This window comes from Kosakonia sp. S57, from assembly GCF_016516575.1.
Taxonomy (GTDB): Bacteria; Pseudomonadota; Gammaproteobacteria; order Enterobacterales; family Enterobacteriaceae; genus Kosakonia; species Kosakonia cowanii.
The window spans coordinates 80,861-102,320 of the sequence record NZ_JACVUL010000018.1 but is presented as its reverse complement, the minus strand read 5'-3'; the positions used below and the strand labels follow the sequence as shown (position 1 = coordinate 102,320).

22 protein-coding genes are annotated in these 21,460 nt (G+C 54.8%); 11 read left to right on the top strand and 11 right to left on the bottom strand.

Annotation, left to right across the window (positions count from 1 at the left end; translation table 11 throughout):
• Positions 1-99: 99 nt before the first annotated feature.
• Together IAE48_RS17350 and IAE48_RS17345 are read right to left on the bottom strand one after the other, a co-directional pair.
• Positions 100-1,053: an aldo/keto reductase gene (locus IAE48_RS17350; RefSeq protein WP_128481852.1), complete on the bottom strand. Its 954-nt coding sequence runs from the start codon at positions 1,051-1,053 to the stop codon at positions 100-102.
• A gap of 61 nt (positions 1,054-1,114) precedes the next feature.
• Complete coding sequence (locus tag IAE48_RS17345) at positions 1,115-2,050, bottom strand: LysR family transcriptional regulator (RefSeq protein ID WP_200135117.1); 936 nt, start codon at positions 2,048-2,050, stop codon at positions 1,115-1,117.
• 194 nt (positions 2,051-2,244) lie between these two features.
• On the opposite strand from IAE48_RS17345, the gene IAE48_RS17340 reads away from it, so the two are divergent.
• The 3 genes from IAE48_RS17340 (at position 2,245) to IAE48_RS17330 (ending at position 3,763) form a co-directional block, all read left to right on the top strand.
• Positions 2,245-2,898, top strand: a complete 654-nt coding sequence (locus tag IAE48_RS17340; protein WP_054802733.1) for an oxygen-insensitive NAD(P)H-dependent nitroreductase NfsB — start codon at positions 2,245-2,247, stop codon at positions 2,896-2,898.
• Positions 2,899-3,055: 157 nt separating this feature from the next.
• Complete coding sequence (locus IAE48_RS17335) at positions 3,056-3,361, top strand: type II toxin-antitoxin system MqsR family toxin (protein ID WP_124966952.1); 306 nt, start codon at positions 3,056-3,058, stop codon at positions 3,359-3,361.
• Positions 3,362-3,763, top strand: a complete 402-nt coding sequence (locus IAE48_RS17330; protein ID WP_042715055.1) for a type II TA system antitoxin MqsA family protein — start codon at positions 3,362-3,364, stop codon at positions 3,761-3,763.
• Positions 3,764-3,820: 57 nt separating this feature from the next.
• Here the strand turns inward: IAE48_RS17330 and IAE48_RS17325 are convergent, their stop codons facing one another.
• The 6 genes from IAE48_RS17325 to IAE48_RS17300 form a co-directional block, all read right to left on the bottom strand.
• Complete coding sequence (locus IAE48_RS17325) at positions 3,821-5,014, bottom strand: zinc-dependent alcohol dehydrogenase (RefSeq protein ID WP_042715056.1); 1,194 nt, start codon at positions 5,012-5,014, stop codon at positions 3,821-3,823.
• A gap of 73 nt (positions 5,015-5,087) precedes the next feature.
• Positions 5,088-6,062, bottom strand: coding sequence for an ABC transporter ATP-binding protein (locus IAE48_RS17320; RefSeq protein WP_054802734.1), 975 nt, complete (start codon positions 6,060-6,062; stop codon positions 5,088-5,090).
• A complete protein-coding gene (locus IAE48_RS17315) occupies positions 6,059-7,042 on the bottom strand; it encodes an ABC transporter ATP-binding protein (protein ID WP_200135103.1) in 984 nt (327 codons plus the stop codon). Before IAE48_RS17315 ends, IAE48_RS17320 begins: the two co-directional genes overlap by 4 nt.
• A complete protein-coding gene (opp4C, locus tag IAE48_RS17310; protein ID WP_200135116.1) occupies positions 7,039-7,986 on the bottom strand; it encodes an oligopeptide ABC transporter permease in 948 nt (315 codons plus the stop codon). Before opp4C ends, IAE48_RS17315 begins: the two co-directional genes overlap by 4 nt.
• Before the next feature lie 2 nt (positions 7,987-7,988).
• Positions 7,989-8,945 (bottom strand): ABC transporter permease, encoded by a 957-nt coding sequence (locus tag IAE48_RS17305; protein WP_094422692.1) that lies wholly within the window; start codon positions 8,943-8,945, stop codon positions 7,989-7,991.
• Positions 8,946-8,992: 47 nt separating this feature from the next.
• Positions 8,993-10,618 (bottom strand): ABC transporter substrate-binding protein, encoded by a 1,626-nt coding sequence (locus IAE48_RS17300; protein ID WP_370569037.1) that lies wholly within the window; start codon positions 10,616-10,618, stop codon positions 8,993-8,995.
• 707 nt (positions 10,619-11,325) lie between these two features.
• Between IAE48_RS17300 and IAE48_RS17295 the strand changes: the two genes are divergently transcribed.
• Positions 11,326-12,180, top strand: coding sequence for a hypothetical protein (locus IAE48_RS17295; protein ID WP_200135101.1), 855 nt, complete (start codon positions 11,326-11,328; stop codon positions 12,178-12,180).
• A gap of 49 nt (positions 12,181-12,229) precedes the next feature.
• Complete coding sequence (locus IAE48_RS17290) at positions 12,230-13,069, top strand: hypothetical protein (RefSeq protein WP_042715068.1); 840 nt, start codon at positions 12,230-12,232, stop codon at positions 13,067-13,069.
• 188 nt (positions 13,070-13,257) lie between these two features.
• On the opposite strand, the gene IAE48_RS17285 is transcribed toward IAE48_RS17290, so the two are convergent.
• The 3 genes from IAE48_RS17285 to IAE48_RS17275 form a co-directional block, all read right to left on the bottom strand.
• Positions 13,258-13,467, bottom strand: coding sequence for a hypothetical protein (locus IAE48_RS17285; RefSeq protein ID WP_042715070.1), 210 nt, complete (start codon positions 13,465-13,467; stop codon positions 13,258-13,260).
• 123 nt (positions 13,468-13,590) lie between these two features.
• The gene (locus tag IAE48_RS17280) at positions 13,591-14,034 is read right to left on the bottom strand and encodes a hypothetical protein (RefSeq protein ID WP_200135100.1); all 444 of its coding nucleotides are present in this window, start codon (positions 14,032-14,034) and stop codon (positions 13,591-13,593) included.
• A 201-nt stretch (positions 14,035-14,235) separates the two neighbouring features.
• Positions 14,236-15,192, bottom strand: coding sequence for a LacI family DNA-binding transcriptional regulator (locus IAE48_RS17275; RefSeq protein WP_042715073.1), 957 nt, complete (start codon positions 15,190-15,192; stop codon positions 14,236-14,238).
• A 292-nt stretch (positions 15,193-15,484) separates the two neighbouring features.
• Between IAE48_RS17275 and IAE48_RS17270 the strand changes: the two genes are divergently transcribed.
• The 6 genes from IAE48_RS17270 to IAE48_RS17245 all read left to right on the top strand — a co-directional run bounded on the left by IAE48_RS17270 (position 15,485) and on the right by IAE48_RS17245 (position 21,384).
• On the top strand, positions 15,485-15,799 hold the full coding sequence (locus tag IAE48_RS17270) for a PTS sugar transporter subunit IIB (protein ID WP_042715075.1): 315 nt from the start codon (positions 15,485-15,487) through the stop codon (positions 15,797-15,799).
• Between the two features lie 11 nt (positions 15,800-15,810).
• Positions 15,811-17,142 carry a PTS sugar transporter subunit IIC gene (locus IAE48_RS17265; protein ID WP_042715077.1) on the top strand — a complete coding sequence of 444 codons (1,332 nt, stop codon included), beginning with the start codon at positions 15,811-15,813 and terminating at the stop codon, positions 17,140-17,142.
• Positions 17,143-17,154: 12 nt separating this feature from the next.
• Positions 17,155-18,546 (top strand): glycoside hydrolase family 1 protein, encoded by a 1,392-nt coding sequence (locus tag IAE48_RS17260; protein ID WP_200135099.1) that lies wholly within the window; start codon positions 17,155-17,157, stop codon positions 18,544-18,546.
• 5 nt (positions 18,547-18,551) lie between these two features.
• On the top strand, positions 18,552-18,857 hold the full coding sequence (locus tag IAE48_RS17255) for a PTS lactose/cellobiose transporter subunit IIA (protein WP_094422682.1): 306 nt from the start codon (positions 18,552-18,554) through the stop codon (positions 18,855-18,857).
• A gap of 144 nt (positions 18,858-19,001) precedes the next feature.
• Complete coding sequence (locus IAE48_RS17250) at positions 19,002-20,381, top strand: carbohydrate porin (protein WP_094422680.1); 1,380 nt, start codon at positions 19,002-19,004, stop codon at positions 20,379-20,381.
• 100 nt (positions 20,382-20,481) lie between these two features.
• The gene (locus tag IAE48_RS17245) at positions 20,482-21,384 is read left to right on the top strand and encodes an EamA family transporter (protein ID WP_200135098.1); all 903 of its coding nucleotides are present in this window, start codon (positions 20,482-20,484) and stop codon (positions 21,382-21,384) included.
• Positions 21,385-21,460 lie beyond the last annotated feature (76 nt).

Sequence of the window (21,460 nt, the reverse complement as noted above, 5' to 3'; positions counted from 1 at the left end):
ACAGCCGACAGTGAAGGTGGCGCGATTATAAAGCCTTATTTTATGAAGTGGAGAAGTTCGTAGGCCCGGTAAGCAGCGCGCCACCGGGCATTTGACGGTTTACGCGCCGGCTTTATTCAGTGCGGCGATCTCATCGGTAGAGAGGTTCAGCGCCACGGCGGTAGCGAAGCTCTCGACGTGCGCAGTTTTGGTCGCGCTGGCAATCGGCGCGGTGACGCCCGGTTGGTTAATAAGCCAGGCGAGCGCCACTTCGGCGGGTTTCACATTATGATTCGCCGCCACCTTATCGAGTGCGTCGAGAATGGCGAAGCCGCGCGGATTCAGGTATTTGGCGATGCCCTGCCCACGCTGGCTCTGGCTAAGATCGCTTTCGCTGCGATATTTTCCTGACAGGAAGCCGGAAGCGAGGCTGTAGTAGGTCACCACGCCAATATTTTCCCGCACCGTTAAATCCTGCAACGCGCCTTCAAAGCTCTCGCGATCGTAGAGGTTATATTCCGGTTGCAGCACCTGGTAGCGCGGCAGCCCTTTCTCGTCCGCTACTTTCAGCGATTCTGCCAGCTGTTGGGCGTCGAGGTTGGACGCGCCAATCGCGCGGATTTTCCCCGCTTTCAGCAGCTTTTCATAAGCGCCTAACGTTTCATCGTAGGGCGTTTCGCTATCCGGCCAGTGGGAGAAGTAGAGGTCGATATAGTCCGTTTGCAGGCGACGGAGTGAGTCATCAACCGCCTGCTCAATCCAGCGTGCCGAGAGCCCTTTTTTGCCGGGTTCGCCCATATCGGCGCCCACTTTAGTAAACAGGGTGATCTTGTCGCGATGACCCGGGTGCGCCGCCAGCCACTTACCAATAATGGTTTCCGATTCGCCACCCTTGTTGCCCGGTGCCCATGCAGAGTAAACGTCTGCCGTATCGATCGCCGTAAAGCCCTTTTCCAGTAACGCATCCAGCAAACTGAAGCTCTGCTGCTCATCGACGGTCCAGCCGAACACATTGCCGCCAAAAACTAATGCCGGGATCTGTAACCCCGTGGTGCCTAATGAACGTAATGCCATCGCCACTTCCTCCTGTGAAGGTCAAACTTTAAGCCTGGCGCGTAATGGCGATCGCTTTTGGTTATCCGTGCGGTTTTTCCGCTGCCAGGCTGCGCAGCTGTGCGGTGATTGGTCGTAACGCCTCCCGCAAAGCCGCGTGCAGGTGGCGAATTGCCGGGGAGAACTGTTTGCGGTGCGGGCAGATAAGGTTAAGCGGCGCGGCCTCGCCGGGATGCTGCGGCAGCAGCACCTCCAGCCGCCCGGCCAGCACATCGGCGCTGATGTCGATCCACGACTTGTAGACAATACCCATCCCTTCCACCGCCCAGCGGCGGGCAACATCCGCGTCGTCGCACAACATGCGGCTTTTGACGATCAGCTGTCGGCGCAGGCCATTTTCCGGAAAGCTCCATTTGTCATACACCTGGTTGTTCATGGTGAAGAGCAGACAGTGGTGGTTAACCACCTCATCAAGGGTTTGCGGCCTGCCGTGCTGCGCCAGATAAGCGGGCGACGCGGCCAGCACCCGGCGGTTATCTTCGGCAATCGGCAGCGCTACATAGCTGCTGTTATCCAGCACGCCGTAGCGGATAGCGACATCCACCGGATCGCGAAACACATCGCTAAGCTGATCGGAAAGGGAGAGGCGCAGAGAGACCTTCGGGTACTGAGCACAAAAACGGGTGATGATCGGCAGCAGCACGTTACGCCCAAGATCGGATGGCACCGCCATGCGCAACTCACCTTGCGGTTCGTTATCGCCGCTGTGCAGGCTCTCTGATCCGGCGCGCACCACCTCCAGCATCTCCTGGGCGAAGGGGAGGTACTTTTCGCCCTCAGCGGTTAAGCGCAGGCTACGGGTCGAGCGCACAAACAGGCGCTTATCGAGATCGCGCTCCAGGCGGTGCACCGCTGCGCTGACCTGGCCGGGAAGCAGCCCGGCTTCGCGCGCGGCGTTAGAAAAACTGCCCAGCAGCGCCGAGCGAACAAACAGCGTGACATCTTCCAGCCGAATCATCATCTCTCCGAACGGCAAATAACAAGCGCTTCTGTTGTGCCAGAAAAGCGGGCGCAGGCAAACCGCATTTTCACTTTGCGTGTGAAAGTGTTGCCGTTTTTCACTAATTTATCTTCGCTGGCGTTGCGTTTATCCTCGGCGACTCTACGGGACGGTGCGCCCCGCGTTATTTGAATGTTCGCCAGGAGAGAAAAATGACCCTTGATGAAGCCGTGATTTCCCGCCATACCGTCAAAGCCTTCGACCCCGCACAGCGCGTGCCGCAGGAGAAGATCGACACCCTGCTTAACGTGCTGCACAACAGCCCCTCTTCCGTTAACTCGCAGCCGTGGCACTTTGTTGTCGCCTCAAGCGAGGAGGGACGCGCGGCGATGGCGAAATCCGCCACCAGCAACTTCATCTATAACAAACCGAAAATTGCCGATGCCTCACACGTGATTGCGCTCTGCATGCGCAGCGATCTCGATGAAGCCCACCTGCAAAAGGTGCTGGCACAGGAGGAGAAGGATGGCCGCTTTGTGGCTGACGGCGCGAAAGCGGGTCAGGATAAGGGCCGCCGCTCCTATGTCGATCTGCACCGCTATGAGCAGCGCGATCTGCCGCAGTGGATGGAGAAACAGGTCTATCTGGCGCTCGGCGGCCTGCTGCTCAGCGCAGCGATGCTCGGCATCGACGCCACGCCGATGGAGGGATTTGACGCGCGTGAACTCGACCTGGCGCTGGGCCTGCGCGAGAAAGGGCTGACCAGCGTCGTGCTGGTATCGCTCGGCGTGCGCAGCGAGCAGGATTTTAACGCCGCGCTGCCTAAATCCCGCCTGCCGCGCGACGAGATCTTCACCTTTATCTAAAAATGGAAGCCCGGTTCACCGGGCTTCTTATTTGTTGCATTCTCTTGCAGGCCAACCAGTCCATCACCCGCATTTCCCTACTTTCCCGCTTTGACCAGGACATTACATGCGGTAGCTTTTTACCCTATTTGCATAATTTAGCTTTTAGGTTAAAAATATGGAGAAAGGAACTCCCCATGTCCGCTTACATATCGTGAAGCGGATGGTGCTCGAGGGAAAGGTTAGAACCACAGCCAGCGCTGTCGCGGGAGCGATTGAATTGGGCTTTAATCCACCGCCATTTGACGAGATGTGCGCGGTGATTCTGGCGCTCACTTCAGAAGATTTTTTTAAAAGCATGACGGCATATGCCGATCATACGGTGTGGCACGATGTTTACCGACCAGTCTGGAAGAGGCAGAAACTCTATCTGAAGTTAATCGTCTCTGACGATGTACTGATCGTGTCGTTTAAGGAGAGATAAATGAAATGCCCTGTTTGCGGCGCTGCGGGACTCAAACATGACACCCGCAACATTGAATACCGTTACAAAGGCAAAGTGACTACGCTCACTGCCATCGCAGGCGAGTACTGCGACGCATGTGGAGAGATCATTTTCGACCGTCTGAACGGTGAACATTACTCAAAACAGGTTGCAGCTTTTGTCCGCAAAGTTAACGCCGAAGAAGTTGATCCTCAGTTTATTGCCACCATCCGAAAGCGGTTTAATCTCGATCAGCGCCAGGCGGCAGAGATGTTTGGCGGCGGCGCAAACGCCTTTAGCCGATACGAAACCGGGCGTGTTGCCCCGCCAAGACCTTTAGTTTTGCTCTTTAAGGCGCTGGACAAGCATCCAGAGCTTTTCGAGGAACTAAAACATGCCTGAAAGCCCGGTTCACCGGGCTTTTTGCTTGTCTGCCCGGCGAACCGGGCATCGGCGGGGTTAGATCGTCGCTTTCGCGGCGTTGAGCCCCGGAACGAGGATCACTTTGCGGCAATCTTCTGCATGCTTATCGAAGATCTCATAGCCGCGGGCGGCCTCTTCGAGCGGCATGTGGTGCGTGACAATCTCTTCCGGTTTGAGATGGCCGGACTCAATCAGCGGCAGCAGGTCTGGCAGGAATGAGTGGACGTGAGTCTGCCCCATTTTGAAGGTCAGCCCCTTATCGAAGGCGTCGCCAAACATAAAGGCGTGAATAAACCCGGCGTAGACGCCCGGCACGCTGACAATCCCACCGCGCCGCACGGCGGCAATCGCCTGGCGCAGCACTTTGCCGCTGCTGCCCTCAATTTTCAGGGTGCTGAGCACCGTTTCAGTGGTGCTGCCTTTGGCTTCAAAGCCCACGGCATCAATCACCGCATCAACGCCGCGATGTCCGGGGGTGTTTTCGATAATCCACGCCGCCGGATCGTCATTCTTATCAAAGTTGATGGGAATAACGCCGTAGCGGTCGCGGGCGAAGGCGAGCCGGTAGTCGCTGTCATCGATCATGAAAATCTGTTCAGCCCCTTCCAGACGGGCGCACGCCGCCGACAGCAGCCCGACGGGGCCCGCGCCGTAAATCGCCACGCTTGAACCCTGTTTAATTTCGGCGTTTTTTACCGCCTGCCAGGCCGTGGGCAGGATATCGGAGAGGAACAGCACCTTCTCGTCAGAGAGCGTATCCGGCACTTTAAACGGCCCGGTGTTGGCCTTCGGCACGCGGACATACTCCGCCTGGCCACCGGGAATACCGCCATAGAGATCGCTGTAGCCAAACAGCGCCGCCGGCGGAGTAATGCCTTTTCGGTTTAGCGCTGCACCTTTGCCTTCGTTCGTTTCCGAACAGGCGGAGTATTGATGGAGCTTACAGAAAAAACATTCGCCGCAGGCGATAACAAACGGGATCACCACCCGGTCGCCCTTGCTGACCGCATGCACGCCAGCCCCGGTCTCGACCACTTCGCCCATAAACTCATGACCGAAGATGTCACCGTGATGCGTACCGGGGATTTTGCCGTGATAGAGGTGCAGATCCGAGCCGCAAATTGCCGTTGCGGTCACGCGGAGGATAATATCATCCGCCGCCTGGATAATCGGATCGGGGTGGTTATCGACGCTGACTTTATGTGAACCGTGATAAGTAAGTGCTCTCATGTACCGTGTTCCCCATGATTTCAGACAGGACTGATAAGCATAGAACAGCCTGGGGAAGCACGGCGAAGCGGCACTACATCTTATCCACCCAGTGGCAGGCAACATGATGCCCGGAAGCCACTTCACGCAGCGCTGGTGCCTGTTCACGGCAGATCTCCGTGGCGTGCGGGCAGCGCGACGAAAAGCGGCAGCCCGGCGGCGGTCGCGAAGGGTCAGGGATCTCGCCCTGCACTGCCGCTACCGGCTCACGCAGCGGATCGAGAGTCGGCACAGCGGCCAGCAGCGCCCGGGTATAGGGGTGCAGCGGCTGGTTGAAGAGCGTGTCGCGGCTGGCGGTCTCCACCAGTTGCCCGAGATACATCACCGCCACGTCATCGCACAGATGTTCGACCACGCCGAGATCGTGGGAGATAAAGAGAAACGTGACGCCGAAGTCGTCGCGAAGATCGGCGAACAGGTTGATAATCTGCGCCTGAATAGAGACATCCAGCGCCGAAATCGGCTCGTCGGCAATAATAAAATCTGGGTTAAGGATCAGCGCGCGGGCAATGCCAATTCGCTGGCGCTGACCGCCGGAAAACTCATGGGGAAAGCGGTTGTAGTGCTGCGGCGCCAGCCCGCAAATCTTCATCACCGCAATCACCTTGTCATACAGCTCTGCGCGGGTGCAGAGCTTATGCTCCAGCATCGCTTCACCAATCGCATCGCCGATGCGAATGCGCGGATTAAGCGAGCTGTAGGGATCCTGAAACACCAGCTGGATTTTCGGACGCAACGCGCGCAGCGCCTTCGCCGGCAGATCGCCCAGCTCCTGGCCGCGATATTTCACGCTGCCCGCGGTTTTGTCGTACAGCCCCAATAGCGTACGTCCGACGGTAGTTTTGCCGCTGCCGGATTCGCCGACCAGGCCAAAAATGGTGCCAGGGCGAATGTTAAAACTGACGCCATCAACCGCGCGCACCTCTCCGGTCTGCTGACCAAACAGCCCGTCGCGCAGCGGGAAGTACTTCTTCAGGTCGTTAACTTCAATCACATACTCTGCGCTCATGCCTGCGGCTCCGTTAACGCACTGTGAATACAGGCCGCCTGCCGGGTCTCGTCGCCCACCAGCGGCGGAATGCCGCGCCGACAGGCGTCGGTCGCGCGCTCGCAGCGATCGTAAAAGGCGCACCACGGCGGCAGTTCAGCCAGATCCGGCACCTGGCCGGGGATCGAGTAGAGCCGACGCCGCCGCTCGCCCGGCACCGGACGCGAGGCGATCAGCCCTTTGGTATAGGGATGCAGCGGGTGACGTAACACGTCGGCGGTTGGCCCTTGCTCAACAATCCGCCCGGCGTACATCACCACCACATGCTCCGCCATCTGCGCGATCACGCCCAGATCGTGAGTGATCAACATCAGCGCCATATGGTGCGCCTGCGCCTGGTCGCGCAACAGCCGCAGGATTTGCGCCTGCACGGTGACATCCAGCGCGGTAGTTGGCTCATCGGCGATTAACAGCTTCGGCTGGCAGCTCAGTGCCATAGCTATCATGATGCGTTGCAGCATGCCGCCGGAGAGTTGATGCGGATAGCTGCTCATCAGGCTCTCTGCCCGCGCCAGCCCCACTTCAGCAATTAATTGCGTTGCGCGCTGCCAGGCCGCTTTCGGCGACAGTCCGCGATGGCGGATCAGCGGTTCGCACAGCTGCTCACCGATGGTCAGCACCGGGTTGAGGGCGGTCATTGGCTCCTGGAAAATCATCGCCAGCTGATTGCCGCGCAGATCGGCCATTTTCGACGGCTTCAGGCGCAGCAGATCCTCGCCCTGAAAGCGGATTTCCCCGCCATCGATGCGCGCCGCCTGCGGTGGCAGCAAACCCATCAGCGACATCGCCGTGACGCTTTTTCCGCAGCCGGATTCACCGACCACGCCGATAGTCTGCCCGGCCTTAATGGCAAAGGAGACCTCCTGCACGGCGCGCACGCGCCCCTGCTCTGCGGCGAAAGAGACGGAAAGTTGGTTAAACGTGACCAGCGGTTCGCTCATTTCAGGCTCCGTTTCATTTTCGGATCGAGCGCATCGCGCAGGCCATCGCCCAGCACGTTAATGGCAATCACGGTGATAAAAATGGCGATCCCTGGCGGCATCCACAGCCACGGACGGCGTTGAAAATCGATCAGGCTGTTGGCGGCATCCATCATATTGCCCCATGACGGTGTCGGCGGTACTACGCCCATGCCAAGGTAGCTGAGCGCCGACTCCATCAGAATGGCGTTCGCCACCGCCATGGTCGCCATCACTACCAGAATCGGCACCGTATTAGGCAACAGGTGACCAAACAGGCGGCGGCGCGAGGAGAGGCCCAGCACCTGGGTGGCCAGCATAAAATCGCGCTCGCGCAGAGAGAGGATCTGCCCGCGTACCAGCCGTGCCAGCTTCGGCCACTCCAGCAGGCTGAGCATCACCACCACCATGTAAATACGCGACTCGGCGGGGAAATCGAGTTCCGACAACATCGCCCCGGCGACAATCAGCAGCGGCAAGCTTGGGATGGTCATCACCAGATCCGCCAGCCGCATAATCACTTTATCGGTCCAGCCGCCTGCATAGCCCGACAGCGCGCCAAGCAGGTAGCCGAGCGCCACGGAGAGCAGCATGGTCAGCAGGCCAATAATCAGCGAGATACGTCCGGCCAGCAGCAGGCGGGTATAAACATCGCGCCCGAGGAAGTCGGTGCCCAGCCAGTGCTCAGCACCAGGGGGTTTGTTGATCATCAGCGCATCGGTGGCGTCGTTTTTCCACGGCGACCAGATTGGCCCGACAATGCACCAGACAGCCATCACAATCAGCGCCAGCAGGCAGAGCATCGCCAGCCGGTTGTGACGCAGCGCACGCCACGCCTGTCGCCACGGTGACGGCGTCGCCTGGGCCAGCGCCGGGATCTCTGCTTTGCGCAGACGGCGGTTGGTTGAGAAGAGTGAACCCAGCATCATCACCTCACCCGGATACGCGGGTCAGCCCACGCGTAAAGCACATCGGCAATCAGGTTGCCGACAATGGTTAATACCGCCAGGAAGAGGGTAAAACCCATCAGCACGGGGTAATCCCGCGCGGCCAGCGAATCGATATGAATATGCCCAGCACCCGGCCAGTTAAACACCTTTTCGGTGATGATCGCCCCGGAAAAGAGTCCCGGCAGCTCAAAACCGAGCAGGGTAATAATCGGCAGCAGGGCATTGCGCAGCGCGTGTTTGAAGATCACCGTGCGCTCGCGCAGCCCTTTGGCACGAGCGGTACGGATAAAGTCCATCTTTACCACATCAAGCATGCTGGCGCGGAAGTAGCGCGTCAGGCTGCCCGCCTGCAACATCACCAGCGCCAGCACCGGCAGCGCCAGATGCGCGGCAACCTGCATCACCCACGCCCAGCCGCTTTCATCGCTGCCGGTATTGGTCATGCCGCCCACCGGCAGCCAGTGCAGATCGACGGCGAACCACTTAATCAGCAGCAGGCAGAGGAAGAAGGTCGGAAAGGACATGGCGGCGAAGACCACCACGCTCACCACGTGGTCAAACAGCGAATTGGGCTTCAGCGCTGAAGCAATACCGACCGCGAGGCCAATCCCCCAGTAGAAGACCAGCGCGACGCTTGCCAGCAGGAAGGAGTTCCAGATGTACTGGTTCAGCAGTTGGCTGACCGGGATCTGGTATTGCAGCGAGAAGCCGAGATCGCCGCGCAGCAGCTGGCCGAGCCAGTGCAGATAGCGGGTAAAAAGAGGCTGATCGAGGCCATAAATCGCTTTCAGTTCAGCGGCACGGGCGGCGGTCAGGGTGATATTACCGTCGATAAAGTCGCCCGGTGTTTTGGCGAACAGCATAAAGATGATCAGTGAAGCCAGCAGCAGCATTGGCACGGTTTGCAGCAGCCGCCTGAGGATAAAATTTCCCATAACGCTCTCATGCCCGCCGCCGGGCAGTCCCGGCGGCGGTGAAGGTCTTACTTAACGATTTTGACATCCGGCAGGCTGCCGGTCAGGCCGTTATAGATGTCCGGTTTGAAGCCGGTCACGCGGGCGCTGCTCGCCGACAAAATCTGGCGGTAGCCGAGGAGAATCACCGGCGGATCGTCGGCCAGCACTTTATAGAGCTGGTGGTAGATCGGTTTGCGTTTCTCAACATCCAGCTCGGCGTTGCCTTCGTTAATCAGCTTATCGACCTGCGGATTGTTATAGCCCGACTCTTTCGATTCCGTGCTGTAGTAATCCCAGACGCCATCATGGGGATCGTTCAGCGTGCTGGTGCTAAACGAGGCGAGATCATAGTTGCCCGCTTTGCGCTGGGACATCAGGGCGTTGAAGTCCACCACCTGCGGTTTCAGCAACACGCCAATCTGCTGCCAGTTCTCTTTGGCGATAGGGATCAGCGCATCGTTGAGCACTTTTTTACTCACCAGCAGCGTCAGTTCAAGGCGTTTGCCCTCTTTTACGCGGATGCCGTCCGGGCCCGGTTTCCAGCCTGCTTCATCAAGCAGCTTTTTCGCCTGTGCCGGATCGTACTTGTAGGGGTTTACGCCATCGGCGTTATAGGCCCAGGAGATAGGCGCGATCGGCTCAATCGCCACTTTGCCGTAGCCCTGATAGACCACATCAATCAGTTTCTGGCGATCGAGGCCATAAATCAGCGCCTGACGCACTTTCGCATCCTGCAATGCCGGGCGATGCACGTTGAACTCCACTTTGCTGTAGTCGCTGGAGCCGTAGAGGTTGATATTGGCGAAGCCCAGCATTTTGAGCTGCTCAATATCATCCGGGCGCGAGGTAAACGCGTCGTAATCGGTCTCGCCGGTCTGGAAAAGCTGGAAGTTGGTCGACGGGTTGGTCACGCGATAGATAAAGCGCGGCGTCGGCGGTGTACCACGGTAGAAATGGGTATTGGCGTGGAAGCGGATCTCCTGGCCTGGAATGTATTTGTCGTAGACATAAGGGCCGTTACCGAGCGGCTTGCCGTGCAGCGTGCGTAAATAGTCGAGATTGCCGCGCTGATACCCTTTGCCGTAATAGGCTTTCGACAGCACTGGCCCGCCGATTTTCGCCAGCGTCGTCGCGCCCGGCTGGGTGGTGGTCACTTGCAGCGTGTGGGCATCGATCACTTTCAGGCCGCTGACGCTCTCCGCTTTGCCCGCTTTATACTCCGCGCCGCCCGCAATATTGGCCAGCGTGATATCGGTATCGCCGTCATATTTCGGGTCATAAAGCACGGTTAAGGTGAAGGCCACATCTTCTGCGGTGAGCGGTGAACCGTCGCTAAAGGTCAAATTGGGGCGCAGCTTGATGGTGTAGACCTTATTGTCCGGGCTGATGGTCCAGCTCTCAGCCAGACCCGGCACCAGCTTGCCGTGGCTATCCCAGTCGATCAGGCGCGAGAAGATGACGTTAGTGACGTTCTCATCCCAACCGTTAACGAAAAAGTAGGGGTTAAAAATGCCCTGCGGCTCAGAGATGCCGGCCACAACGGTATCTTTACGTAATTTCGCCGCCGTCGGGATCTGGCTGGCATCCGTTGCGGGTGTGATGCCCTCCTTTAAGGGTTCATCGGCGAAAGAGGCGGTGGAAAACGCCACCATGCCGCTGAGCAACGCAATTTTCAGCGCAAGGGTGAAGTGCGTGGGCTTTGTTGTTAAGCGATTCAGTAACCTGGCCAAAATTGCTCCCTCATCAAGTCATTGCATGTAATTTACAAATCATGACGAAAGATAAGAGTCGCACTTCAACCTGTCTAACAACGAAAACGTATGGCTTATAGCAAACTGACCTTAGCAATCTTATGGCTAACCAGCTGACTTTTTTAGCTAAGGATTTACCTGGCTATCCTCTATAAAGACCACGCACTAAATCACGCGGATGGTGCCCGGCCGACCGGTGGGAGAGTGTGACAATGGCTTAGCAAGCTGGTTAGTCAGCCAGGCGTAATAAAAATACCCGCTTGAGATTATTTATTGAACAGGCCATTATTATTTGCAGACAAAAAGAAAAAACAGAAGAATATTCTTAACGAAAGCGCAATTCCTGCTAATTATCTACAGAGAGATTATTATCACTAAAAGCTTTTTTCCATGAGATAATAAATTCCTGGTTTTACTTATCGCTTTATTACTGCCTGAATCACGCTATTCTGGGGCTGAATACACAATTTTATGTGACGCAGATCACATAAAATTGTCTGTTTGCCGCTAACCCTTTTTTTGCCGATTTGAAAAAAGCAGCAACAAAAAATATCTTACTTAATAGACCAGGAGGTTGCTTTAACCATTTAACGATGAGGGTTAAATAAATGGCATCACAACAGTGCCGCATGGGGAATAGTAATAAAAGCAATCACACTTCAGGAATATTAATTACTCTTTATCATGCCCGCCGCGACATCATTTGCTTTGGTATAGTAGGTTTTATGTTGGCGATACTGAGTACATTTTATTACCCTCAACAATGGCTAACATCACTCACCATCAGCTCTGCAGAAAAATTTTCTCTTTATCCCCTGATGGCCTGTATACAAAACTTTTATGGTGCTGAAGTGGTAATTGAAGCTGACGATTTTTTTAATGACTACCTTATTTACTTAAAAAGAGTTATCGCTCGCGGTGAGTGGCAGGATATCTATCTTGATGATTCCAACCCTAATCAAATTAGAATATCCCTACTCTCGTGGTTTGCCGGCGCGCAGAATACGTCAATTCAGTTGGTGCTGCAGCAAGCGAACAATGAGCAGCAGAGCATGATTAACGAAATCAGTAAATGTTATTTAGAAGATATTAACCACACGTTTTACCGTATAGATAAAGAGTCTTATCAACTCTATCCCGTGCGAATGCGCTACAGCATCAGGATGTTTGTTGCTACTGCCACGGGAGTGATTGGCGTCAGTTTATTTGTTCTGCTCAGGGAAAAATGGCGGCAACTTGCCAGAGACTTTTACTATCAAAGAAACGAGGACGTTATGGAACGGAATAGCCATGAGCCGGATCGGTTCAAAGAAAATTGTACTGAAGAGAAATACTGGCAGGACGAAGAAGGCAATAAGAAAAAAAGGGTTGCAGACGGAACTATTGCAGCAATAACCATCTATTTAATCATGTTGGTCGTCAGCTTAATTTGGCTCGGTCTGGAAATTTACACCGGGCTTTAAAAAGGAAATACCTCTCATACTTGCAGGTATAAATAAAGGGAGTTTTTGTATGTCTGCTGAGATCATCGTCTTTAGCTATTCCTGGCCTGCGCTCCTGGCCATCACCGCATTTTTTGAAAAAAACAGTTTTATCGTTATAAAAATATACCAGGATGAGCAAAAGCTTTTAGAGGCCCTGCATAAAAACACCTCACTCCCCTTAATCATTGATGCGTCACCGCACCGTAAGGTATTACTTATTGCAGCGGTCGCCTCAACGTCACGCCTGCGCGCCGTTTTCTTTACCGCGCGTAAAATCCATCTCAATGACAAAGTCGTTGCTGAATTTTATTTTGAAGAGAAGCGCTGCATAACGCATTCGAAACTGATTACCCTTACGCGTGCAGAGATAGAGACAGCGATGCGTGTCGATCGCTCACCGGTCTGCCTCTCGCCGGGTATTATGCGACCAAGAATGATGAATCTGCTCTATGACAGGCAAACGTTATATAAAGAGATTCAGGACAAAATCTATCACCGACTTTATTTGCTGGGCGCAACGCCCAATGAGATTAACACCCTGCGACTGCTTATTGCTGGTTTCTCCATACAAAAAATAGCGGAATTAAAGAACCTACAGATTAAAACCATATATGCCTACAAATCACAACTCGCGCAAAAAATTGAGCACACCATGTCTTCCCGTGAGTTGATTCGCGTATTAAGCGTTGAGGATAAAAACCAGGATAACGAGTGCCTTAACCATTTGTATAAGACCCGCTGTAATAATGAGAGAGCGCTCTGCGAAACCTGCCCGCTTTACCATTTCTGCTATGACTCAGAGTCTGACAAATGTAATTTACCCTGCCATGAAGGATGTAAAACAGGGACAGATGAGAACCCTCCCTGATCACGTTATTTAATCTGATAGTGAAATCCGGGGCTTTATAACTCACGGCCATCTCGCTATATTCCACTCATTATTTCTGCGCTTTCAGAACGCATTCGCCTGGGCATTAGGGATTATTCCAGCCTTCTTTTTTGCATTGAAGGTAGTGCCCAGACGAATGCTTTTTACTTTCTGCACGCCTGCCTGTTTCAGGTTTTCTCATCAGCATGATTTTTAATCAGGCTGACCGCCACCACCTCTATCTCGCGCAGCGTCATATATTTCAGCCGATCCCCATCAAGCTCCAGTCGGACTGTGCGAAATACACGCCCATCCGTCAGGGAGACCAGCGGACAATAGAGGCGGCTGGCGAGGTTAGTAATGCCAGCGACTTTCCAGAGGCTCTCTCTCTTTTCCACGGCTATTCTCCTTGGCTCTGCGGCGGCCTGCCAAAAAAAAGCCGGTCCACAGACCGGCAAATCTAACAAGTCGTACAAGTCAGACCATCAACGCAGGGGTATATGAAAAAACGCACTCTCAATTCAGTAGCAGGCTGCCATTTGCATGGTGTGGCAGCAGGGTGAGAACCATTCAATATCATCGGAATAACGTCGGCTTTCTGGCTTAAACGGCATGCTGTAGCTGGTCAGCCGTGAACGGTTATCGCTAAGCCCCATAAAACAGGTGCAGCAGGATGCACACAGATCGCAAGAGAGGGGGCACTCTGACAGATTGCGGAAATAGTCCCGATGCCGCAGCCCATCAGGGTCGATGCTTTTTTGCTTTTCGCCGGCGATGCGGACGAAATGTCTGGCCACAGCATTGCGGCCAGCGGGAAGAAGGGGGGTAAATGAATCCGTCGACACCTGTACGATTGCAGCGGATATTGGCTTCTGAATATGTGAATCCGCAGGCATGGCGACCATCATAATAATAAAAGCGAACAGGATTTTTATCCCTGAATCACATATATTCGAGTGCCGCATAGCTACCTTCCTTATTAAAAGAATGGATTTTACAGGTACGACTCGATACCGATTAAGCTCCCTTAAAATCGATGTATGATAGGTTTGTTTATTTTCTATTACATTTCAATAGCGAAGGATGAGTTTGGGAAAGGTTAACCGCCGAAGAGAGTATTCTTATCCGCTATAAAATAAAAAGCCTCCGTCTGGAGGCCCATTTATTTAGCGTTTTCTTACATCCGGAATAATTAAATCTCCGCGAACGCGATATGTCCCTAATACGCTCTGCGTTTTTTCATTGAGCCACGACACAATACGCGCGGCCATTGCATCCATTGAATATTCAATCGCCGGAATCGTCGGAATACCCGGCAGATGCAGCGAGCCGGCGAGGCTGAAGACCATAATATCTTCCGGCACCGACTTATTAAACGCCTGTAACTGCGGGATCACGCGCTGTGCTTCCTGCTCATCGGCAACCAGTAAGGCATTGAAGTTAAGCGTGGTGGCATTGTTCAGCAGCACCTGCAGCGCCACGGATGATGAGGTGTCATCCATAAACACCAGGTTGCGGTTAAAGGGCAGGAAATTGTTTTCCAGCGCCAGTTTATAACCGTGCAGCACCTGTTCGGCGGCGGCATTATGCGGGTGAATAAGCGCGATCTGACGACGGCCCTGGCTTGTCAGGTAGTTGCAGGCGGTTTCGGCGGCAAAGGCGCGATCGAACTGAATGCTGTTAAGGGTGGTATCAGCAGACTCGACGCAATCCACGAGAATCACATTTTCGTCGTCAATAGATAGCGGAAAACGGGCACCAATAATCAGCACATCGTCACACAGCCCGCAGGTGAGCTCATCCAGCGCGCTCATCACCTCCGTTTTGGTGTTAGCAAAGCGCAGCAGCAGGTGCTTCTGGCTCTGGCTGAGATGCTTCTCCAGCGCGTAGAGGTAACCGGTGGTCTGGTTAACGTTCTCCTGAGCGCAGATCACGCCGATGCAGCCTGTCGACTGGCTGAGCAGCGACTGGGCGATAACATTAGGCCGATAGTTCAGCTCGTCGACCGCTTTCAGTACCGCGAGACGGCTGGCTTCCTTAACGCCGCGCGAACCGCTCAACACCCGTGAGACTGTGGCTTTCGACACCCCAGCTAAACGTGATACATCGTTGATTGTAGACATCTTTCTCCCCTGGCAGGCGCAAGGTGCGCCCGCAAAAAACAGACACTGCAATGGCTAATCTATAACCACCGCGAGTATAGCCGTTTCTTTTTTTCATGGAAACCGATTTTCCATTTGTGCCGTTTTGCCTGTTTAAATGGCGCAATTTCGTGACGGAAATCCAATAACTCAGCCTTATTATTTACAGATATTGACAGCTATCACACTTCTATGGCGAATCCATGGAAACCGGTTTCCATATGATATCCAATCGTCTCCGCAATAACTTTTTACACTTCGAGGACGGTTAACGATGTTCAGGATCATGTTGTGTTGCTCAGCCGGTATGTCCACCAGTCTGCTGGTCAGAAAAATGGAAGAGGCGGCGAAAGCCCGCGATATCCCGGTTGAGATCGACGCGTACGGCGTAGCTGAGTTTGATCTGCAGTTTCCACGCTACCAGGTCGTGCTTCTCGGTCCACAAGTTAAATACATGTTAAAAACACTGGCAGAAAAGGCCGCCGCCCAGGGCATTCCGGTACAACCCATCAACCCGATGGATTACGGCATGCAACGTGGCGACGAGGTACTGGACTATGCTCTGTCGCTGATTGAAGCGGCACATTAAAAGGTGTTCTTATGAGTTCCCTCTACCAATCCATGATTACGGTGATTGAGCAAAGCATCACGCCGCTGGCCGGTCGTCTTGGTCAGCAAAAGTACGTTATCGCCATCCGCGACGGCTTTACCGCCGCGCTGCCGTTTATGATCATCGGCTCGTTTATGCTGGTGTTTATCTTCCCGCCCTTTTCAGCGGATACCACCGTCGGCTTCGCCCGCGCGTGGCTTGATTTCTCAACCGAATACCGCGAACAGCTGATGTTGCCATTTAACCTCAGCATGGGGGTGATGACCTTTTTCATCTCTGTCGGTATTGGCGCCAGTCTTGGTCGCCAGTTTAACCTCGACCCGGTGATGACCGGCCTGCTGGCGTTTATGGCCTTTCTGCTGGTCGCCGCGCCTTACAAAGATGGCACCATCTCGACGCAGTATCTCTCGGGCCAGGGCATCTTTACGGCGCTTATCACTTCGATCTACTCGTCACGGGTTTATGCCTGGCTGAAGCAGCACAAGATCACTATTCGTCTGCCAAAAGAGGTGCCGACCGGCGTGGCCCGCTCGTTTGAGATCCTCATTCCGGTGCTGGTGATTATTGGCACGCTGCACCCGCTCAACCTCTTTATCGAAGCGCAAACCGGCATGATTATGCCGCAGGCGATTATGCACCTGCTTGAGCCGCTGGTTTCCGCCTCCGACTCGCTGCCCGCGGTGCTGCTCTCTGTGCTGCTGTGCCAGATTTTCTGGTTCGCCGGTATCCACGGATCGCTGATTGTCACCGGCATCATGAACCCGTTCTGGATGGCCAACCTCTCCGCAAACCAGGCCGCACTGGCGGCGGGCGCGGCGTTACCGCACGTCTATCTGCAAGGTTTCTGGGATCACTATCTGCTGATTGGCGGCGTCGGTTCCACGCTACCGCTGGCCTTCCTGCTGCTGCGCAGCCGCGTCGCCCATCTGCGTACCATCGGCAAAATGGGCGTGGTGCCAAGCTTCTTTAATATCAACGAACCGATTCTCTTCGGTGCGCCGATCATCATGAACCCGATGCTGTTTGTGCCTTTTGTCTGCGTGCCGCTGATTAACGCCGTGCTCGCCTGGACCGCCACCAAAATGGGGCTGCTGGCACAGGTCGTTTCCCTGACGCCGTGGACAACGCCTGCGCCAATCGGTGCTTCATGGGCGGCAAACTGGGCCTTTAGCCCGCTGGTAATGTGTTTGATCTGTATGGTGATGTCCGCCCTGATGTATCTGCCTTTCCTGCGCGCTTATGAGCACTCGCTGATGAAAGCAGAAGAGGAAAAAGCCGCGCAGAGCAGCGCCCCGATGGCGGAAACCGTCAGCAGTAATTAAAAGGAGCCGGTAATGAAATATGAATTTCCCGCAAACTTCTGGTGGGGCAGCGCCTGCTCTGCGCTGCAAACCGAAGGGGAAAGCGAACAGGGCGGTAAAAGCGCCACCACGTGGGATGCCTGGTTTGCCCGTCAGCCATGGCGTTTTCATCAGCAGGTGGGGCCGCAGCAGACGTCAACCTTTTACCGCCACTGGCAGCAGGATATCGCCCTGCTCAAAGAGCTTAAGCACAACAGCTTTCGCACCTCACTGAGCTGGGCGCGTCTTATCCCGGACGGTACCGGCGAGGTGAACCCGCAGGCGGTAGCGTTTTATAACAGCGTGATTGACGAACTGCTGGCGCAGGGCATTACGCCGTTTATTACCCTGTTCCACTTCGATATGCCGATGGTGATGCAGGAGAAGGGCGGCTGGGAGAGTCGGGAAGTGGTCGACGCCTTCAGCCGCTATGCGCAGATCTGCTTTGAGCTGTTCGGCGATCGCGTGCATCACTGGTTCACCTTCAACGAGCCGATTGTGCCGGTGGAAGGCGGTTATCTTTACGATTTCCACTACCCGAACGTGGTCGATTTTAAACGTGCGGCCACGGTGGCTTACAACACGGTTCTGGCTCACGCCAGCGCGGTGCGCGCCTTTCGTGCCGGGCATCATCCCGGTGAGATTGGCATCGTGCTCAACCTGACGCCCTCTTATCCGCGTTCGCAGCACCCGGCGGATGTGAAGGCGGCGCACTACGCTGACTTACTGTTTAACCGCAGTTTTCTCGACCCGGTACTGCGTGGCGAGTATCCCGCTGACCTGGTGGCGCTGCTGAAAGAGCACAATCAGCTGCCCGCCTGCCAGCCGGAGGATATTGCGCTGATTGCAGAAGGGAAGATCGATCTGCTCGGCATCAACTATTACCAGCCGCGGCGGGTAAAGTGCCGGGAGAGCGCGGTCAATCCCGATTCACCGTTTATGCCGGAGTGGTTGTTTGATTATTACGATATGCCGGGCCGTAAAATGAACCCTTATCGCGGGTGGGAAATTTATGAACCGGGTATTTACGATATTCTCACCAACCTGCGCATTAATTACGCTAACCCACGCTGTTTTATTTCCGAAAACGGTATGGGCGTCGAGAATGAACAGCGCTCTATTGAAAATGGCCAAATAAACGATAGCTACCGAATTAATTTCGTTCGCGATCACCTTATCTGGCTGCATAAAGGGATTAGCGAAGGCAGCAACTGTCTTGGCTACCATATGTGGACCTTTATTGATAACTGGTCGTGGTGTAATGCCTATAAAAACCGCTACGGTTTCGTGCAATTAGATCTCGACACCCAACAACGCACCGTTAAAAAAAGCGGAGAGTGGTTTGCCACCACCGCTGAGAATAATGGTTTCACTACTCAGGATTGAAAATTATGGTCGCACTTGAAGAGGCGGTAATGGAGATTATCGTCAACGCCGGGCAGTCGCGCAGCCTCTGCTTTGAAGCCCTGCGCTCCGCGCGCGAAGGCAACATTGATGAAGCGAAACTGCTGTTGAAAGAGGCCGATGGCTATGCGCGCCAGGCACACCAGATGCAAACCAAATTAATCGAACAGGATGCCGGCGAAGGCCGCCAGCCGATGACCTTAATTATGGTGCATGCGCAGGACCATTTAATGACGTCGTTATTAGCTCGTGAATTATCTGAGGAGATCGTTCAGCTTTATCAGCGTAACTGAATGGAGAATTGATTACGGTAAATCTTAATACGTCTGTACCCAACTTAATAAAATAAAGCAGTCTGTTTTGATGATGGCAATATTCCACTCTGTAACGGAGCGGAAGGTTATTGTCTGAGAACAACTTACTATATTGAGATAACCATGAAGATAAATAAAAAACTTCCAGTGGCGCTGGCGGTTGCGGCTACACTTTGCTCTGGTTCCGCCCTCGCCCAGGAGTTTACGCAAGAGCAAATTGACGCCATTGTCGCAAAAGCGGTGGATAAAGCGCTGGCGGAACGCCAGGCGAAAATGGACGCCGCGATTAATAAAAAAGCCGATGTGGTAGTTGAGCCGCAAAGCGCGGCGCAAACGCCCGATTTGGCGATCCCTTACGGCGTGAAATTTACCGGTTATGCCCGCTATGGCGCACATTACCAATCCGGCGATCAGAAATATGTCGGCGTTGATGGCTCCTACAACGGTGCGTCGGCAATTGGTCGTCTTGGCAACGAAGGCAACGGCGGCGAATTCCAGCTCTCGAAAGCGTTCAAAGGCGATAACGGCGCAATCTGGGACATCAACGTGATGTTCGATCACTGGGGCGATGAAGTTAACCTGAAAAAAGCCTACGCTGGCGTGACTAATCTGCTGGCCTCCAACCCTAACGCCTACTTCTGGGCGGGGCGTGATTTCCACCAGCGTCCACAACAGGGGATCAACGACTACTTCTGGATGAACCACGACGGCCAGGGCGCGGGGGTGAAAAACTTCGATATTGGCGGCGTGCAGTTTGACGTTGCGGCCGTTGGCTCCATCGAATCCTGTAGCCCGGAAGTGCTGGAGGATGAATCCAACCCGTCGCGCATCACCTGTACCGGCAGCTCTAACGTTGGCGATAAAGGCAACTATGCGGTCACCTCGAAAGTGCACGGCATGAAAGTTGGCCCGCTCGATCTGGAGATTTATGCCAACTACGGCTTTGACTCGAAAGCGGTGGATCGCGACGAGCGCCTGCACGCCTGGCAGGGCGGCGCGGTGCTGAGCCATACCTACGATAGCGGCATCAACAAGCTGATCGCCCGCTACTCTGATAACTCGGACAACAGCGTCTTCAACAAAACCGACGATCTGAAGGCCATCTACACCAGCTTTGAAGGGACCTATAAATTCACCCAGCAAACCCAGGTGGATTACCTGCTCGCCTTCCATGATTACGACAACAGCCGCATAAAAACGGATAACCGCCGCAACTATGGCGCGATTGTTCGCCCGATGCACTGGTGGAACGATGTGCACTCGACCTGGCTGGAGCTGGGCTACCAGCGCGTGGATTATGATGATGGCGGCGACAACCACGGCTGGAAAGCCACGCTGTCGCAGAACATCTCTATCGCGATGGGGCCGGAGTTCCGCCCGATGCTGCGCTTCTACGTAACCGGCGGCGAAGTGGATAACAAACGCACCGCGCGCGTTAACGGCACCAACGATACCTCCCTCGACTCGCTCAACATCGGCGCGATGTGGGAAGCCTGGTGGTAAGGTAACAGCCCGGAGGCGGTTCCCCTCATGCCGCCTCCGGTTCCTGTCCGGGCCTGTGTTATGCTTCTTAACCTGTTAATAAGTTATCAACGGGTTAGCGATGAGTTCGACGAAAAAAGGGATGCTCTGCGTGCTCGCAGCGGCAGTGCTGTGGGGCAGTTCCGGCGTATGTGCGCAGTTTATTATGGAGAAGAGCGCCATCTCTGCGCAGTGGTTGACCATGACGCGTCTGCTGTTTACCGGCGTGATCCTGCTTACGCTGTCGTTTGTCCACGGCGACAAGATTTTTACCATTCTGAAAAACCGTAAAGACGCCTTGAGCCTGCTCTTCTTCTCGCTGTTTGGCGCGATGGTGGTGCAACTGAGCTTCCTGGTGACCATCGAGAAATCCAATGCCGCCACCGCCACGGTGCTGCAATTCCTCTCGCCGACGATTATCGTCGCGTGGTTTGCGCTGGTACGCAAAGCGCGACCGACGCTGCTGGTCTCAGCGGCGATCATGACCTCGTTAATCGGCACCTTCCTGCTGGTGACGCACGGTAATCTCACCTCGCTCTCCATCTCCTCCGGCGCGCTGGTGTGGGGGATTATCTCCGCCTTCTCCGCCGCCTTTTACACCACGTACCCTTCGGCGCTGATTGCCCGCTACGGTACGCTGCCGATTGTCGGCTGGAGTATGTTGCTGGCGGGGTTAATGCTGACGCCGTTCTATGCCGGGCAGGGGAGTGATTTTGTCATCGATGGCGCGCTGTTGATGGCCTTTTTCTACCTGGTGGTGATTGGTACGGCGGTGACCTTTAGCCTCTATTTGAAGGGCGCGCAGATGATTGGCGGCTCGAAAGCGAGCATCTTAAGCTGCGCCGAACCGCTCAGCAGCGCCCTGCTTTCGGTGGCGCTGCTCGGGGTGGTCTTCACATTGCCGGACTGGCTCGGCACGCTGCTGATTGTCTCATCGGTGTTGCTTATCGCGCTGGATTCACGCCGCAAGGTGCGCCCCGCATAACGAACGCTGGTGCATTGCCCGATGGCGGCTACGCCTTATCGGGCCTACGCGAATTGTAGGCCGGGTAAGCGCAGCG

Excerpts from the sequence above, each read along its gene's own strand:
- IAE48_RS17315 (WP_200135103.1), bottom strand. The coding sequence starts at position 7,042 with ATGAGCGAACCGCTGGTCACGTTTAACCAACTTTCCGTCTCTTTCGCC.
- IAE48_RS17305 (WP_094422692.1), bottom strand. The coding sequence starts at position 8,945 with ATGGGAAATTTTATCCTCAGGCGGCTGCTGCAAACCGTGCCAATGCTG.
- IAE48_RS17340 (WP_054802733.1), top strand. The coding sequence starts at position 2,245 with ATGACCCTTGATGAAGCCGTGATTTCCCGCCATACCGTCAAAGCCTTC.
- IAE48_RS17290 (WP_042715068.1), top strand. The coding sequence starts at position 12,230 with ATGTCTGCTGAGATCATCGTCTTTAGCTATTCCTGGCCTGCGCTCCTG.
- IAE48_RS17320 (WP_054802734.1), bottom strand. The coding sequence starts at position 6,062 with ATGAGCGCAGAGTATGTGATTGAAGTTAACGACCTGAAGAAGTACTTC.
- IAE48_RS17335 (WP_124966952.1), top strand. The coding sequence starts at position 3,056 with ATGGAGAAAGGAACTCCCCATGTCCGCTTACATATCGTGAAGCGGATG.
- IAE48_RS17275 (WP_042715073.1), bottom strand. The coding sequence starts at position 15,192 with ATGTCTACAATCAACGATGTATCACGTTTAGCTGGGGTGTCGAAAGCC.
- IAE48_RS17245 (WP_200135098.1), top strand. The coding sequence starts at position 20,482 with ATGAGTTCGACGAAAAAAGGGATGCTCTGCGTGCTCGCAGCGGCAGTG.
- IAE48_RS17280 (WP_200135100.1), bottom strand. The coding sequence starts at position 14,034 with ATGCGGCACTCGAATATATGTGATTCAGGGATAAAAATCCTGTTCGCT.
- IAE48_RS17350 (WP_128481852.1), bottom strand. The coding sequence starts at position 1,053 with ATGGCATTACGTTCATTAGGCACCACGGGGTTACAGATCCCGGCATTA.
- IAE48_RS17345 (WP_200135117.1), bottom strand. The coding sequence starts at position 2,050 with ATGATTCGGCTGGAAGATGTCACGCTGTTTGTTCGCTCGGCGCTGCTG.
- IAE48_RS17330 (WP_042715055.1), top strand. The coding sequence starts at position 3,362 with ATGAAATGCCCTGTTTGCGGCGCTGCGGGACTCAAACATGACACCCGC.
- IAE48_RS17325 (WP_042715056.1), bottom strand. The coding sequence starts at position 5,014 with ATGAGAGCACTTACTTATCACGGTTCACATAAAGTCAGCGTCGATAAC.
- IAE48_RS17300 (WP_370569037.1), bottom strand. The coding sequence starts at position 10,618 with ATGGTGGCGTTTTCCACCGCCTCTTTCGCCGATGAACCCTTAAAGGAG.
- IAE48_RS17270 (WP_042715075.1), top strand. The coding sequence starts at position 15,485 with ATGTTCAGGATCATGTTGTGTTGCTCAGCCGGTATGTCCACCAGTCTG.
- IAE48_RS17255 (WP_094422682.1), top strand. The coding sequence starts at position 18,552 with ATGGTCGCACTTGAAGAGGCGGTAATGGAGATTATCGTCAACGCCGGG.
- IAE48_RS17295 (WP_200135101.1), top strand. The coding sequence starts at position 11,326 with ATGGCATCACAACAGTGCCGCATGGGGAATAGTAATAAAAGCAATCAC.
- opp4C (WP_200135116.1), bottom strand. The coding sequence starts at position 7,986 with ATGCTGGGTTCACTCTTCTCAACCAACCGCCGTCTGCGCAAAGCAGAG.
- IAE48_RS17250 (WP_094422680.1), top strand. The coding sequence starts at position 19,002 with ATGAAGATAAATAAAAAACTTCCAGTGGCGCTGGCGGTTGCGGCTACA.
- IAE48_RS17260 (WP_200135099.1), top strand. The coding sequence starts at position 17,155 with ATGAAATATGAATTTCCCGCAAACTTCTGGTGGGGCAGCGCCTGCTCT.
- IAE48_RS17265 (WP_042715077.1), top strand. The coding sequence starts at position 15,811 with ATGAGTTCCCTCTACCAATCCATGATTACGGTGATTGAGCAAAGCATC.